This window comes from Chryseobacterium culicis (assembly GCF_002979755.1).
Taxonomy (GTDB): domain Bacteria; phylum Bacteroidota; class Bacteroidia; order Flavobacteriales; family Weeksellaceae; genus Chryseobacterium; species Chryseobacterium culicis_A.
The window spans coordinates 61843-76474 of sequence record NZ_PCPP01000003.1 but is presented as its reverse complement, the minus strand read 5'-3'; the positions used below and the strand labels follow the sequence as shown (position 1 = coordinate 76474).

At 32.6% G+C, this 14632-nt stretch carries 15 protein-coding genes and 1 tRNA gene; 10 read left to right on the top strand and 6 right to left on the bottom strand.

Annotated features, from left to right (window positions below):
- Window positions 1–98: 98 nt before the first annotated feature.
- Complete coding sequence (locus tag CQ022_RS16920; protein ID WP_105683492.1) at window positions 99–530, bottom strand: type I restriction enzyme HsdR N-terminal domain-containing protein; 432 nt, start codon at window positions 528–530, stop codon at window positions 99–101.
- A gap of 7 nt (window positions 531–537) precedes the next feature.
- Between CQ022_RS16920 and holA the strand changes: the two genes are divergently transcribed.
- The 4 genes from holA (at window position 538) to CQ022_RS23260 (ending at window position 4171) form a co-directional block, all read left to right on the top strand.
- A complete protein-coding gene (gene holA, locus CQ022_RS16915; RefSeq protein WP_105683491.1) occupies window positions 538–1575 on the top strand; it encodes a DNA polymerase III subunit delta in 1038 nt (345 codons plus the stop codon).
- 264 nt (window positions 1576–1839) lie between these two features.
- The gene (trxB, locus tag CQ022_RS16910; protein WP_105683490.1) at window positions 1840–2781 is read left to right on the top strand and encodes a thioredoxin-disulfide reductase; all 942 of its coding nucleotides are present in this window, start codon (window positions 1840–1842) and stop codon (window positions 2779–2781) included.
- Between the two features lie 551 nt (window positions 2782–3332).
- Window positions 3333–3710, top strand: a complete 378-nt coding sequence (locus CQ022_RS16905) for a VOC family protein (protein WP_105683489.1) — start codon at window positions 3333–3335, stop codon at window positions 3708–3710.
- Window positions 3711–4045: 335 nt separating this feature from the next.
- On the top strand, window positions 4046–4171 hold the full coding sequence (locus CQ022_RS23260; RefSeq protein WP_262497587.1) for a hypothetical protein: 126 nt from the start codon (window positions 4046–4048) through the stop codon (window positions 4169–4171).
- A 35-nt stretch (window positions 4172–4206) separates the two neighbouring features.
- Here the strand turns inward: CQ022_RS23260 and CQ022_RS16900 are convergent, their stop codons facing one another.
- Complete coding sequence (locus CQ022_RS16900) at window positions 4207–5058, bottom strand: hypothetical protein (RefSeq protein ID WP_123864451.1); 852 nt, start codon at window positions 5056–5058, stop codon at window positions 4207–4209.
- A gap of 444 nt (window positions 5059–5502) precedes the next feature.
- Between CQ022_RS16900 and CQ022_RS16895 the strand changes: the two genes are divergently transcribed.
- On the top strand, window positions 5503–5715 hold the full coding sequence (locus tag CQ022_RS16895) for a glyceraldehyde-3-phosphate dehydrogenase (RefSeq protein ID WP_079241254.1): 213 nt from the start codon (window positions 5503–5505) through the stop codon (window positions 5713–5715).
- 69 nt (window positions 5716–5784) lie between these two features.
- Here the strand turns inward: CQ022_RS16895 and CQ022_RS16890 are convergent, their stop codons facing one another.
- On the bottom strand, window positions 5785–6156 hold the full coding sequence (locus tag CQ022_RS16890; RefSeq protein ID WP_317046951.1) for a helix-turn-helix transcriptional regulator: 372 nt from the start codon (window positions 6154–6156) through the stop codon (window positions 5785–5787).
- A gap of 153 nt (window positions 6157–6309) precedes the next feature.
- Between CQ022_RS16890 and CQ022_RS16885 the strand changes: the two genes are divergently transcribed.
- The 4 genes from CQ022_RS16885 (at window position 6310) to CQ022_RS16870 (ending at window position 10549) form a co-directional block, all read left to right on the top strand.
- Complete coding sequence (locus tag CQ022_RS16885; RefSeq protein WP_105683486.1) at window positions 6310–8484, top strand: AAA family ATPase; 2175 nt, start codon at window positions 6310–6312, stop codon at window positions 8482–8484.
- A gap of 461 nt (window positions 8485–8945) precedes the next feature.
- A tRNA-Ser gene (locus tag CQ022_RS16880) sits at window positions 8946–9030 on the top strand.
- A gap of 324 nt (window positions 9031–9354) precedes the next feature.
- Complete coding sequence (locus CQ022_RS16875) at window positions 9355–9822, top strand: NUDIX hydrolase (RefSeq protein WP_228421760.1); 468 nt, start codon at window positions 9355–9357, stop codon at window positions 9820–9822.
- A gap of 25 nt (window positions 9823–9847) precedes the next feature.
- A complete protein-coding gene (locus CQ022_RS16870; protein ID WP_105683484.1) occupies window positions 9848–10549 on the top strand; it encodes an HAD family hydrolase in 702 nt (233 codons plus the stop codon).
- 396 nt (window positions 10550–10945) lie between these two features.
- Here CQ022_RS16870 and CQ022_RS16865 read toward each other — a convergent pair whose 3' ends face one another.
- Entirely contained in the window at window positions 10946–11914 is a 969-nt protein-coding gene (locus CQ022_RS16865) for a sterol desaturase family protein (RefSeq protein WP_105683483.1), read from the bottom strand.
- Window positions 11915–11925: 11 nt separating this feature from the next.
- Entirely contained in the window at window positions 11926–12576 is a 651-nt protein-coding gene (locus CQ022_RS16860) for a lysoplasmalogenase (RefSeq protein WP_105683482.1), read from the bottom strand.
- A gap of 302 nt (window positions 12577–12878) precedes the next feature.
- Between CQ022_RS16860 and CQ022_RS16855 the strand changes: the two genes are divergently transcribed.
- Window positions 12879–13283 (top strand): hypothetical protein, encoded by a 405-nt coding sequence (locus tag CQ022_RS16855; protein WP_105683481.1) that lies wholly within the window; start codon window positions 12879–12881, stop codon window positions 13281–13283.
- Between the two features lie 164 nt (window positions 13284–13447).
- Here CQ022_RS16855 and CQ022_RS16850 read toward each other — a convergent pair whose 3' ends face one another.
- Entirely contained in the window at window positions 13448–14302 is an 855-nt protein-coding gene (locus CQ022_RS16850) for a GLPGLI family protein (RefSeq protein ID WP_105683480.1), read from the bottom strand.
- Between the last annotated feature and the right edge of the window lie 330 nt (window positions 14303–14632).

Here is a 14632-nt window from a genome sequence, read left to right as displayed (position 1 = left end):
AGTGTTTTGAAGTCGTAATATTTTTGTGAATCATCCCTCCAAAGGATGGGAATTTTTTACCGTTCTTATCAATATTGGTAAACGGAAATGATTTTGTGCTATTCCGGTCTGTAAAACTGATACTGTCCGTCTTTATAGTAAGCATTGATATGCTGAAGTCCGTTGGTAAGGATGATTTCCCGGGCTCCGATAATGGAATTGTATCGGGCTGTCTGTTCAAAAGTCTTTTCTGTTAATTTAATCTGTGGAGCTTTACATTCGATCAGAATTATAGGTTCTGTTTTTTCTGTAATCAGGAGATCAATTCGTTTGGTAAGACCGTTCAGCACAATCTTTTTTTCGGTAATCAGGGCAGAGGTGGAGTAGGATTTTACGGTAAGGTAATAGTGTATCCAGTGCTGTCTGACCCATTCCTCAGGAGTGAGCAGAAGATAAGTTTTACGAACCAAATCATAAATAAAAAACTTATCTTTGTCTTTCTTGAATTTAAAATCAAAAGTTTCCTGAAAATTCAGTTTTGGAAGTTCCATTAGTAAGATGAAAGAATTAGATTTAATCCTCAAAAATATTAAAAATAAAGAAGTTTTACCTATTTATTTTTTCCACGGAGAAGAAGCTTACTTTATTGATGTTGTGGTAAAAGCGCTTGAGCATAACTTTTTGGAAGAAGATGAAAAAGCTTTCAACCAAACGGTTACCTACGGAAAAGATACGTCCTATCAGGAAGTTCTTTCCCTGGCGAGACAGTTTCCGATGATGGGTGATAAGCAGGTGATTATTGTAAAAGAAGCACAGGATTTAAGATTCAATGAAGAGGAAAACAGAATTCTGGAATCTTATGTAGAAAATCCGGTGCCTTCTACAGTGCTGGTTTTTGCGCATAAACATAAGAAACTTGACAGCAGAAAAAAAGCGACCAAAGCGCTAGACAAAGCCAAAGCTCTTTTCCTGAGTGAATCTGTAAAGGAAAATAATCTTCCCAAATGGATCTCAGATGAATGTATAAAGCTGTCTATCAAAACGGCTCCCAATATTTCTCATCTTCTGGCAGAATACTTAGGGAACGACCTTTCAAGAATTGCTAATGAACTGAACAAGTTAAAGATCATTCTTAAAGAAGGAGAGATTCTTGACGGATCGATCGTGGAAAACCATATCGGGATCAGTAAAGAATATAATATTTTTGAACTTCAAAAGGCTTTGGGAACTAAAAATGCCAATGCAGCCTTTAAAATTGCCCATTTTATGGGAAAAAATCCGAAGAATAATCCTTTTGTCATGATGCTGGCAAGCCTGTACAATTATTTTTCAAACGTTATTATCTACCAGACTATGGCAGGGCAGTCTCCACAAACGATTGCCTCACAAATGGGAGTAAATCCTTATTTTATTAAAGACTATGCAGAAAGTGCAAGACTTTATCCTTTAAAACATGCGACAAGGGTTATTTCTATTCTTCGCGAATTTGATATGAAAGGAAAAGGACTTGGAGCAGTGAATATGGGTGATGCGGAACTGATCAGAGAATTGGTATATAAAATTATCAATGTAGATAAGATTAAGATGAAAGTGTAAACAGGATGTGTGGCAATGAGTTACGTGATACGTGGTGATGAAGTGAGTCTGTGATGCTTGATGCGGGTTATGAAAACAGAAGTTTTTAATCTTCGCATCAAACCCCTAAACTTGAATCCCGAATACCGAACCCAAAAACAACTCCTATCGAAATTCAACATATCAGATATTGACAAGTATCATTAAAATAACTTTAAAGAGAAATTAAAAATTCCGAAATTAGCAGTCTTAATTCAAATTAAATCTTTTCGAATAAAGTAAATTATGGAGCAAAACATTTTAGATTGTGTGATCGTTGGATCCGGGCCTTCTGGCTTCACCGCTGCTATCTATGCAGCAAGAGCAGACTTGAAACCTGAATTGTATACAGGTCTGGAGCCGGGCGGACAATTAACAACCACTACAGAAGTTGATAACTTCCCAGGGTATCCAGCCGGGATTACAGGTCCTGAAATGATGATGGATCTGCAAAAACAGGCAGAAAGATTTGAAACCAAAGTTCACTACGAAATGATCACTAAAGCTGAATTCTCTAAGGAAGTAGGCGGTGTTCACAAATTATATGCAGGAAACAAAGAAATCCTTGCTAAAACAGTGATTATCTCTACAGGAGCTACAGCAAAATATTTAGGTCTTGATGATGAGAAAAAATATGCAGGAGGTGGTGTTTCGGCTTGTGCTACCTGTGACGGATTCTTCTACAGAGGAAAAGATGTAGTGGTAGTAGGAGCGGGAGATACTGCGGCTGAAGAGGCTACTTATCTTGCGAAATTATGTAAGAAAGTAACCCTGTTGGTAAGAAAAGACGTTTTCAGAGCTTCAAAAGCAATGGTTCACAGAGTAGAAAGCACTCCGAATATTGAAGTGAAATTCCACCACGAGTTAATCGGGATTGAAGGAGAAAACAGTTTAGTAGAAAGAGCAGTGATCATCAATAACCAGACTCAGGAGAAATCTACAGTGGATGTTGAAGGGATCTTTATTGCGATTGGTCACAAACCGAATACCGATATCTTCGTAGGTCAGGTAGATCTTGATGAGAACGGATATATTCTTACTGAAAAAGGTTCTACAAGAACGAATCTTCCGGGAGTATTTGCTGCTGGTGACGTTCAGGATCATATCTACAGACAGGCTATTACCGCTGCAGGAAGCGGATGTATGTCTGCAATGGATGCAGAAAAATATTTAGCTGAATTACACTAATCGTATTCAACTTATACAATACAAAGCGTACCCCATGGGTACGCTTTTTTTATTGGAAAACACAAAGGAGAAGAGATCTTCAAATTATTTTAAACCATTAAGGAACTTGAAGCTGTGAAGGAAAGTTAAGGAAACATCTAAGATGTTTTAGAAATTGTGGCGCTTTATCTTAATGTTCTTAATTATTTAATTCATCTTAATGGTTTAATATTATAAAATGTTTCAGAAAATTTTCAGTGAATGTTCTCGCAGATTATGGAGATTACGCAGATTTTTTTCATAATAATTGATCTGCTTTATCTGCAAAATCAGCGAGAGATTTAAAAATGTGCAGTTATCAATTTTATCGGAGATAAAATCTTTGCGCCTTATAACAGTCTTTTTTAAGATTACTTGCGCCTTTGCGTTTTCCAACAAAAATATTTCTTCATATCAAATATTCAATGAGAAATTCGTGAAATAGGTAATCAAAACATTAATATATTTGTGAAACTGCAAAACACATTAAATTTGCATCAGAAAACTATAGACTGAATAAAAACGAATAAAAAATGAAAAGAGTAACTGCTATCGGAGGAATCTTCTTTAAGTGCAAAGATCCGGAACAAGTAAATGAATGGTACAAAACCCACCTTGGATTACCCACCAGTCCCTACGGAGCGAAATTCGACTGGAAAGACGCAGAGTCCGGGAAAGAAGGATATACGCTGTGGAGCCCTTTTAAAGAGTCGACTCAGTATTTTGAACCTTCTGCCAAAGAATTTATGATCAATTATCATGTAGAAAATATTGAAGCATTGGTAGAAGAACTGAAAAAAGAAGGGGTAACGGTATTGGATGAGGTTGCTACTTATGAATACGGAAAGTTTGTGCACATCCTGGATCCTGAAGGAAATAAGATTGAATTATTCGAGCCAGCAGGAAAGTAATGTCTGTCTGTAAATACATTTGTTCTCATTTGTCATTCCGAAAGAATCTAAACAATCTTTTTTGTCTTTTAATAAAAAGTATCAATCTAGATTCCTACGGAATGACAGAATAACAATGCAGGTTTTATGTATAAAAAATGGTCATTTGCAGATCCTGAAGGGAATAAGATTGAATTATTCGAGCCGACAGGAAAATAATGTCTATCTGTAAATACATTTGTTCTCATTTGTCATTCTGAAAGAATCTAAACAATCTTTTTTGTCTTTTAATAAAAAGTAACAATCTAGATTCCTACGGAATGACAGAATAACAATACAGGTTTTATGTATAAAAAATGATCATTTTGCGGGATGCTGAAGGAAATAAGATTGAAACTCTTACCCTGAATATTCATACTGTTTGTCATTCTGACGAAGGAAGAATCTTATTGATGTTTGGGATTCTTCCTGCGTCAGAATGACAATTCTAATACAGCCGTTTTCTGTAATTATATTTCTAATCCAGAATATAGATTTTCTTCTCCTTAAGATTGAATCCCAGTTTTTTCCCCAGCCAGTTGATGCTTGTTTTACCTTCATAAATAAGACCGTCTACAAAAAAGACCTTAGGCTTTTCAACTGTGGCAAAAGGGGTAGAAATAGAGCCGATATCACTTTTATAAAACTTGGTCGTCAGATCAGGATTGAATTCACTTTTCTTTTCAACCACATTCAGGCCTTCTTTTTTGATATCCATCGTATTCATCAGGCGTTCACTCAGCCAGAAAGAATCTTTGCCGGAACCGGAATCCAGAAGAACGTTAATCTTATATTTATTGTTCAGAAGCACATAGGTTGTAATGTCCATGGACTGGTCTGCATTGGTAGAAAGCTGGATATCCATTACTTTCTTGCCATTCAGTTTTTCTTTTGGAAAGATAAGCTCGTTGGTGGTATAATCTATGATAAACTCTGTATCATAAAGCATTGGAAGGGAAATTAAACCGTCAATTCCTTTCATCTCCATATCATGCGTGGAGTACCAGGTATCTTTAAATTTTTTACCATTAAAAATAATCTCTTTTGATTTGAAAAGAGGAATCGTCATTTTCTCACCGGTTGCCCGAAAAGCCGTTAAATAGTTATACGTTTCTTTGGGTTCCAGACCTTTGGAAAAGTTTCCCAGGAAAAGATTGATTCCTCCTCCTGTGTCAAAAATAAAATTTCCCTTTTTACCATCTATTTCAGCGCCTACCACCAGATGACCGGAAGGAAGAACAGAAATAGGCATTTTTTGGGAAAAAGCCATAGAGGTGATGGCTAATGAAGCGGTAATAACCGATTTTTTAATAAAGGATTGAATAAGCATCTGAATATAGTAGTATTAGTTTTTATTATAGTATTGAAACCTTACAAATATAATACAATCTGATGACTGACAGGGTATATACCCTTTGAAAGGGTCTGGAGGGACTTGCTCAAGGGTCTTCAGGGACTTGTATAACCCCCTGTAGGGTGTTCATGTACGGTCTCCAGCCACTTCGGAAGAGGTTCTACCCCCTTAGTGAAGGGGCTTTACCCCCTTGGGTAAGGGGGTAAAGGGTGTTGGTGAACGGTCGCCCGACCCTTATTGAAGTGGCTTTAGGGGCTTTAGAAGGGGGTAAATGGATGTTTTGATAATAATAAAAGAAAAATGGCTTCCACTGAAAGGCATTATAATAACCAGTTTGTATCTGCCAGCTTGTCTATCTTCCTGAAAATATCTTCATACTTAAAGTAAAATCCTTACATTTAATTCCTAATCAAAATGTATATGGAAACCAAAGTTATCAAAATCACACATGTTACAGGAACTTATATTATTGAGGCTGCTCATGGAAAACTTAATGATCTGAAAACCCAGTTGGACAAATGCCTGAACGATGAGCAGGGAGCTATTGTAGTAAAGGGAGAAGATGGTGATCAGTTTGTATATCCTTCCGATCTTTTAAAAAATAGCTTCATTGCAATTGTAGACCGTGAATAGGAGCTTTTTACAGGTATAAAATAAAAACGGCTTCCATTGGAAGCCGTTTTGTTCTTTATGTAGAGGAGATTATCCCTTTTTTAAATTTTCATTTTCTTCTTTTAAAGCCTTAATCTGCTCTTTCAGAAGATTAATGTATTCCTGTTGATTTTCTAATAAGTAATTTGGAACGTTACAATTATAGATGCCAGACTGATGAAATGAACTAGTGTCATTAAATGTTATGTTTTCATTTTTCTGTACAACATTCGGTTCTTTCTCTTCTTTGATATCTTCTACAGGAACTTCCAAAGCTTTAGCCAGTTTTTCCCATTCGTCATCAAATATTCTGACATCTCCATTTTCTTTTCTGCTATAGTTGGAGACATCCGTAGCAAGAAGATCAGCAATCTGCTGCTGAGTATAGCCTTTCTGCTTTCTTAAAGTTCTTAGTTTTTCCATTGTCATAGGATACCTGTGTTTTTACAAATGTAGTGAAAAATGTGGATGTTTGTAAATAGAGTTTGGAAGTTTTTGTATTATGGAAAACCGTAGAGTAATAGCTTCAATAATGATTATTTTTGTTTTTAAATCTATATAACTAAAACTAATCATATGAATATATTATCAATTGAACTTGAAAATTGCTTTGGTATAGGTAAATTAAATCAAAACTTTAATTTTGAAGAATCAAATTCTCTTATTATATATGCTCCAAATGGCACTATGAAGACTTCATTTGCTAAAACTTTAGATTTAGTTTCTAAAGGTGATAATAAAGACATTCCAAAAGATTATGTATATAATAGAAAATCAAAGTATAAAATTTTATGTGATGGAAAACCAATAAATCCAAATTCTATTCTAGTTATTAATGCAGAAGATAGCACTTTTGATGCAGCTGATAAGATAACATCGTTTATTGCAAGTACAGAATTAAAAGATAAATATGATTCTTTATATAAAGAGATAAATAATGCTAAAGGAGATCTTCTTAAAAAACTTAAGCAAATTTCCAAAAGTAATGATTGTGAAGGAGAATATGTAGGTAGTTTTCGTGAAAATACAAATGATACATTTTTAGATATTTTAATTAAAAACAACTCTGAATTAAGTGATAATAATAAAGCTATCACGTTTAAATATAATGATGTATTTGATACAAAAGGAAATGTAAAAAAGTTTTTAGATAAAAACGAAGCTATTTTGGAAGATTATATTAATAACTATAATGATATAATCTCTAATTCAAGACTTTTTAAAATTAACTCAGATAATTCTTTTGGAACTTACCAAGCGAATGAAATAATAAAATCAATTGAAGATAATGCTTATTTTGAGGCAGGTCATATTTTTATTTTGGAAGATGGGACAGAAATTAAAAACTTCCAAGAATTAAAGACTTTATATGAACAAGAAATCGAAAAGATATTTGCTGATGAAAAGTTAAAAAAGTCTTTTGATAAAGTGGATAAAGCTATTGGAGCAAATGGTGAACTTAGAGCATTTAAAAAAGTTATTGAAGATGATAATTCATTATTAGTTGAACTTAAAGATTATAATGAATTTAAGAAAAAAGTTTGGAATAGTTACCTTTCTGAAATAAAAGAGGATGTTAATGATTTAACAAATTTGTATGAAAATAAAAAGAAAGAATTAGAAGATATAATCAAGGATGCCAATGAAGAAAAATCTCGCTGGATTGAAATTATAAAAAAGTTCAATGAGAGGTTTTATGTTCCTTTTACTGTGGGAATAAAAAATCAACAAGATGTTATTCTTAAACAGGAAACTGCTAATTTGGAATTTATTTATAAAGACTCCAATGACACACCAGTCAAGCAGACAAAAGAAAATATTTTGAAAATTCTTAGCAAAGGGGAACAAAGGGCTTATTTTATCTTACAATTTTTGTTTGAAATTGAATCTAGAATGCTTATTGATAATACTACGATACTTATTTTTGATGATATAGCTGATTCCTTTGATTATAAAAATAAATATGCAATAATTGAATATATAAGTGATCTACATTTGCTATCTAAATTCAAACTATTGATTTTAACTCATAATTTTGATTTTTATAGAACTTTAGCATTAAGATTAGAACTACCTGAACAATCACTTTTTATGGCTATAAAAGATGAAAATAGGTTGGTCGAGTTAAAACATGGATTATATGCAAAAGGAGTTTTTAAAGAATATTTGAAAAAATGTCATGATTCAAAGATTTTCATAAGTTTAATTGCATTTGTTAGAAATCTAATTGAATATTCTGAATCGTCTAAAGTAGACGATTGTCAATTACTTCTTAGCTGTCTGCATCATCGAGAGAATTCAAAAGATATTACTGTTGGGAATGTTTTTAATATTTTCAAAAATAGAATATCCAAATTAAAAGATGTTAATATTAATTTTGATGTTGATTTAAATATTCAGGATTTTATTTTTGCTGTAGCAGATTCAATTGTGGCTGAACAAAATGTTAATGAAATTTTATTGGAAAATAAAATTACTTTAGCATTAGCCAGTAGATTAAAAACTGAACAATATTTATTAAGTAAATTAACGGGAATAGACATGAAAAAGATTCAATTTAATCAAACAAAAGCCTTGTCTAAAGAATATAAGAAAAAATATAATGGAAGTATTAATTCATCTATTGTTGATAGGGTTAATTTAATGACGCCTGAAAATATTCATATTAATTCTTTCATGTATGAACCATTAATCGATATGTCAGTTTTTCATCTAATAAGTTTGTATGAACAAAGTAAAACCTTAAGATAGAGCTGATTCAAAATATAAATATTTGATTTTTATTTTAAATATTCTATATTTGTAAGTACCAAACAGATCATAGTGATTTTAAGTTATAATTAATTTAATTTAAATAATTATACTATGAGAACAAGATGTTTGGTGTGCGTAGGATTAAAGTCCGTCTTTGTAAGAGCTTATATTAGGGTCCGTTATGGGCGCGTTGAACATGTAAGTCAATACTGTAGAGCAAGGCCTGGCCAACGTATTTTTGAAGCAAGGTAACTTGCTTCTTTTTTTTTATTAATAAGCATTAAATTATAAATATAGATTTGTTTGCAAAATTGAACAGTTTATTTAATAAAAAATAATTCCCCTGATTCCTAGTCTATTATTAAGTTTTGTTAAAATTTGTGTGGAAAAAGTTTTGCAGAAATTAAAAATCGTTCTATATTTGCACCACTGAAAACAACGGTATAGCCGGAGTTTAGGGAGAGTTGGCAGAGTGGTCGATTGCGGCAGTCTTGAAAACTGTTGACTGTAACAGGTCCGGGGGTTCGAATCCCTCACTCTCCGCTTAGGGAGACATTCATTTTTGAATGTCTCCTTTTTTTATATATTCTATACGTGTTGATTTTCAACTGGTTATATTATTTTGGAATAATGTAAAAATGTGTTCGAGTTTTGAATATTTCTTAATATAAGAAAATATTTGCTATTAGAAGATTTCTATTATTATGTGTTCAATATTCCCTTAACCATTCAATCTCATAGCTCAAGATACAAGAGGTAATTTATAATTTTGTTGAAGATATATGCAGTTCAAGTATTGAAAACTCTTTTGGAATTTTATTATTTTTGTTTAAAAAGGTAAAAAACATGAATAATTGTGTGAATGGAATGAAGAAGGTAGCTACGCTATGTATATTAAGAAACAAGGATAAATTTTTGTTGCTAAAACGACTAAAAGAACCAAATAAAGATATGTATGTTCCTGTTGGTGGAAAAATAGATCCATTTGAAAATCCTGACGATGCCGTTGTACGTGAAGTAATGGAAGAAACGGGAATTCATATTACTTCGAAACAGTTTTGTGGGATTTTAACTGAAACTTCACCTGTAAAATACAATTGGATAAGTTATGTATATGTATCAGATATCGAATTTGTAGATGCCCCATATTGTAATGAAGGAGAACTAGAATGGATAGAAGCTGAAAATTTGGCGGATATTCCAACACCTTTAACTGATTTATATATATACGATTATGTTTCTAAAGGTGAGGTTTTTGCGTTTAATGCTATCTATGATTCAGAATTAAATCTGATATCTTTATGGGAACAGTACAGTAATACCCAAATTAGATAATATTAAAAATTGAATAATTAATATAATGAATATAAATAGAGAGTCCATCAAGATTATAGCCTTTGATGCGGATGATACTTTATGGATAAATGAACCCTATTACCAAAAGGCAGAGGTTGAATTTTGCCAATTATTAGAAAATTATCTTCCTCAACATTCAATATCAAAAGAACTGTTTGAAACGGAAATGAATAACCTGTCCTTATATGGATATGGAGTGAAAGGTTTTATACTTTGTATGATAGAAACAGCGAGTAGAATCTCAGCAGGCCAATTATCTTTAAAAACAGTGAATAAGATTATAGAAATTGGGCAGGATCTATTAAGGATGCCAATTGAATTGCTGGATGGGGTAGAAGATACATTGGCTCAACTTAATAAAAACTACAAATTGATAGTAGCCACCAAAGGCGATCTTTTGGACCAGGAAAGGAAACTAAATAATTCGGGTCTCCAAAAGTATTTTCATCATGTTGAGATTATGAGTAATAAAAAGAATAATGATTATTTAAAGCTCATGAGTAAACTTGAATGCGAGGCAGGAAATTTCTTGATGATTGGGAATTCAATAAATTCAGATATTTTGCCCGTTTTAGAAGTCGGAGCGCAAGCAATACATGTTCCGTATCATATAACCTGGGAGCATGAAAAAAATGATGAGAAAGTCAAACCAAATAATTTTTTACAGATAGAAAGTTTGGCTCAGCTTCTACCTATCCTGTTGTAGAAATGTACATTTTGGGTAGTTTTTTAATGGCTAACTATTAGATTAAGTCATATCTATTACAATGTACGAATTATCGTTGATGGAATTTTTGAAAAATATTCAATAAACTTAAGGAGACATTCAAAAATGAATGTCTCCTTTTTTTATGTCCTAAATTGCTTGATTTCTGGTCGGCTATACTGATATTCATCATTGTAAAGGCTTCATTAGCTACACGGCTAAAACGGTCAAGCTGGTCTACAACCAGATAGTTTACTGTTTTATGACGCTTTGTTATGAAATCTTTTAGTTTTATAAAATCAGACGGTCAAATGTTATAGGTTAGATTATTCTTACTTGCTATGAAAAAATTGCATACCTGACGAGAATCGTATTTGTTTTCATGCAAGACAACCATCAATTCATCTTTTCTTCTAATTCCCGCTTCAAAGTAGAAATCCGCTCATCTTTATCATTATGATGCCAGCCCGGAGCATTGAATATATACCCCAATTTCGCTTTCCATGTAGGTGCATTTCGGACATCCTTTATCATATTTCCAAACTCATCAAAGACGATATGAAAAACATTATAAGTATGAATGTTATGATAAATGCCGTAATCCATCGTTTTCTTTTCTTCGGCTTTGTACGTGCCGAAAAGATGATCCCAAATCATCAAAATGCCGCCATAGTTATTATCTAAATCCTCAATTTTTCTAGAATGATGCACCCGATGGTTGGAAGGAGAATTGAATACTTTATCGAACCACCCTAATTTTCCAATAGCATTGGTATGTGGCCAAAATTGAAAAATCAAGTTAAATTGATGCATCATAGCAATCATAATAGGATGAAAACCAATAATGATAAAAGGGATATACCAAATGTCTCGATATACGATTTCAAACCATCCTTGACGCAATGCAATAGCAAGACTCAAATGACTAGCCGAATGATGATTGACATGACCTGTCCAGAATAATCTGATTTTATGACTCAACCGATGATGCCAGTAAAAGCCAAAATCCTGAACAATCATAACCAATAACCAAAGCCACCAGTGATCTGCATGCCATTTTAAAGTGAAGAATTTGTTGAAATCTTTGATCCCGAAAATATCAGTAAGTCTAAAATGATTGTAAATCCAAAAAAAGTAGGACAATGAAATAGCTTTCATCCCAAAGTCTAACATTACTGCCCCTATCCCCAATCCGATACTCGATACATTATCTTTGATGAGTCTTTTTGTAAATACTTTTTGAGGAATTTGATACAAAAATATTTCCCCTACTATCAAGAAGATAAACACAGGAATAAAATAAGTAACAGGATCAGTAAAATCCAATGGACAGAATAGCCCGATACTATGAAAAAATCTTTTCATAAGTCTTGATTTTATCGAATAATTCTGTTCTTTTTTTCAATACCAACCACTCCCAACACCAACATCAATTGGGCTAAAACATAAGTAATCATCACAACAAGTTCTTTCTCAATACTATGCTGTACAAACATATTAATGGCCAATACAGAATCTGATATTACAAACAAAATCGCTCCTAGGATTAATAATGAAGAATAAGTACTGATACTAAAATACAGCATCGTAGCAATGGTAATTCCGTAAATCACCACGGGTATCTTCATTTCGTTTAAATAGGGATATATATAGTAAATAAATGAACCTAAATATAGAAAAACAAAGGGAAGCCAACTCCATGCATTTTTCTTTTTAATCTTAAAAAAATAAGCGATGTAAAAAATATGAGCCAATAAAAAGCTTCCCAAACCGGGCATAAATCCCCATCCAAATAACAAAAACACATCACCCAAAAAGCTCAAAATTAATCCAGATAAAAACCATTGGTTGATCCGAAATACATTTTGTTGAGAATACGTAAAATAAAACCAGATAATAATAGGTAACAAAAGTGGCTTGGTAAAAAACCGCCATGAACTATGATCCATAGCTATAAATACTAAATCAAATGCAAAAACAATGGCAAGAAGGACTAATAACAATTTGATATTGACATATTTTATCATGGTACTATTTTATTGCAATCTTTTAATTATCTTTTTTCTTGTTACAATATGGATATATCTCAGGTTTGCGCCAAATCATTCTATATGTGACACTTAGCTCAGATTGTTAAATTACAAATAAAATTAAGATAAAATACTTTTGAAATATAAAAATACAATGCATCACACTTTAGTTTATTTTATATTTTAGAAATAGGCTATTATTAGAAATATTATTTAAGTTTATACAGTTTAATTACATCTTTTCCAAATTAATTTTCGAATTTTCTGGAAAATTCTTCATCCTTGAACTTTAGGATTGTATGACTACTATCAAAAGTATTGAATGTTCTAAGGATTTTGCAACACAGGCAGGATTTAATGCATCATGGGGAGGAAGTGCTTCTCCAAGATATATGTTAAATACTGCTGCCAATTATGCTACTCATAGTTCCAAACCTAAAACAATTCCAAGAATAAAGCAATTAATGACAGAAGGAGATATTGTTGTAATTTATGGCGTTAAAGATAAATATCACATAAAAGGAACTTTTGAAGATTCCACAATAGGACATTGTTTTGTAGGGTTGAAAAAAGGTGGAGAATTGCATTTGTTTGATGGTCAAACTGGCGAATATGTAATATATACGAATAATGACAAAGCCCGTAATTTTCTTCAAAGAGGTTATCCCAAGCGCAGAGTTCATTTCAAAAACTTCGGAATGTGATGCTTTGATACAAAACGGTTTTTTTTTCATGGAACTTGATGCAGTCGCTATTATGGAGCTTGTTGGGGGGAAAAGGAGATGTTAATCCTGAAGAATAATCCAAAAACTTAATGAAGATAAAAAGTAGGGAATGTGTAATCCACAAAGATGATCTAATACTGAGACTATTTGTACAACTCCTTTTCTATAAAATTATTGAATCGTTTTAAGAATTCCTTTGCGCGCGTTTCTTTGTTTCTGATTAATTCTTGTTTGCTCAGGGGATTTTTGGTATTTGAATCAAACATTATGGTTTCTGACATTCCAGAGGAGCTGTGCATTAGTTTGATGTTTTTAGCAGGATCTTTTATATATTCATGCCAAAGTTTATTGAATTTTTCCTTTGTCAGGAAGATTTCTGCGGTTTTTGCATCGATAAGTGAAAAGCTGTCGGTGAGCTTCTGGCTTCCAACCATATTGAAAATATGAGTTCCCTCTTCATCTTCAATATGTAAGATCAAGCCGGGCAGGCCGCAAAATTTATAAGGTCCGTCCTGAATTTGAATGTCATTGGTAAACCATGCAATCCAGTTTCTTCCGCCGAAATGGGTGATAGCCTTCTGCGCTTTAAAACCTTCGAAGGTTTTTGTTTCAGGAAGAACCTCCCAATTGATTTTATTGAGTTCTTTTACGGCAACATTACTGGCATTAAGTGAAGTGTGGTACACTGTTTCTAAGCCTGGGTATATTTTGGAAATTCTGAAATTAGCTTTCGGATGTTGGATCTTTCTAAGATCAATATGGATGGTATTTGAAACCTTTCCTTTTTCAAGTTCTGCATTGAAAAGAGAATCCCGCGTAATCAACAAAGCGCTGTAAAAATAAGATCCCTTTTGGGTAATATCGAGATTCATAATCTCCTTTTCAACCTTATCTTGGTTTAAGGTATCCATCTTGAACGAATATTCATAGATAAATCTTTGATTTTGAGAAAACAAAATTCCAGAGATAAAAAGTAAAAGAGTAATGATGATTTTCATTTTCTATTTTGAATAAGGGTCAGTTTTAAATTAACGGATGACTCATGACATCATTCAAATATAAGCAATGTTTCTAAAAATAGACGGTCTGTCTATCTATGAACCAGCAAAAGCGAAAGTTTCAGGAACCTTAAGCTCTTACTTTCTTGTACTTTCTGATGTATAAATTGTTCCTACAAAAAAGAACAATGATATTCCGGTCTTGCTGAAAATCTTGATCTATGGTATTTTGTGAGTCATCATAAAAATCTACTTTTGCATTGAACAGCATAAAAGGCATTATAACTGATCATGTTGTTTTCTTAAAAAACTAAACCTTAAAACTAATTA

Excerpts from the sequence above, each read along its gene's own strand:
- CQ022_RS16920 (WP_105683492.1), bottom strand. The coding sequence starts at position 530 with ATGGAACTTCCAAAACTGAATTTTCAGGAAACTTTTGATTTTAAATTC.
- holA (WP_105683491.1), top strand. The coding sequence starts at position 538 with ATGAAAGAATTAGATTTAATCCTCAAAAATATTAAAAATAAAGAAGTT.
- trxB (WP_105683490.1), top strand. The coding sequence starts at position 1,840 with ATGGAGCAAAACATTTTAGATTGTGTGATCGTTGGATCCGGGCCTTCT.
- CQ022_RS16905 (WP_105683489.1), top strand. The coding sequence starts at position 3,333 with ATGAAAAGAGTAACTGCTATCGGAGGAATCTTCTTTAAGTGCAAAGAT.
- CQ022_RS23260 (WP_262497587.1), top strand. The coding sequence starts at position 4,046 with ATGATCATTTTGCGGGATGCTGAAGGAAATAAGATTGAAACTCTTACC.
- CQ022_RS16900 (WP_123864451.1), bottom strand. The coding sequence starts at position 5,058 with ATGCTTATTCAATCCTTTATTAAAAAATCGGTTATTACCGCTTCATTA.
- CQ022_RS16895 (WP_079241254.1), top strand. The coding sequence starts at position 5,503 with ATGGAAACCAAAGTTATCAAAATCACACATGTTACAGGAACTTATATT.
- CQ022_RS16890 (WP_317046951.1), bottom strand. The coding sequence starts at position 6,156 with ATGGAAAAACTAAGAACTTTAAGAAAGCAGAAAGGCTATACTCAGCAG.
- CQ022_RS16885 (WP_105683486.1), top strand. The coding sequence starts at position 6,310 with ATGAATATATTATCAATTGAACTTGAAAATTGCTTTGGTATAGGTAAA.
- CQ022_RS16875 (WP_228421760.1), top strand. The coding sequence starts at position 9,355 with ATGAAGAAGGTAGCTACGCTATGTATATTAAGAAACAAGGATAAATTT.
- CQ022_RS16870 (WP_105683484.1), top strand. The coding sequence starts at position 9,848 with ATGAATATAAATAGAGAGTCCATCAAGATTATAGCCTTTGATGCGGAT.
- CQ022_RS16865 (WP_105683483.1), bottom strand. The coding sequence starts at position 11,914 with ATGAAAAGATTTTTTCATAGTATCGGGCTATTCTGTCCATTGGATTTT.
- CQ022_RS16860 (WP_105683482.1), bottom strand. The coding sequence starts at position 12,576 with ATGATAAAATATGTCAATATCAAATTGTTATTAGTCCTTCTTGCCATT.
- CQ022_RS16855 (WP_105683481.1), top strand. The coding sequence starts at position 12,879 with ATGACTACTATCAAAAGTATTGAATGTTCTAAGGATTTTGCAACACAG.
- CQ022_RS16850 (WP_105683480.1), bottom strand. The coding sequence starts at position 14,302 with ATGAAAATCATCATTACTCTTTTACTTTTTATCTCTGGAATTTTGTTT.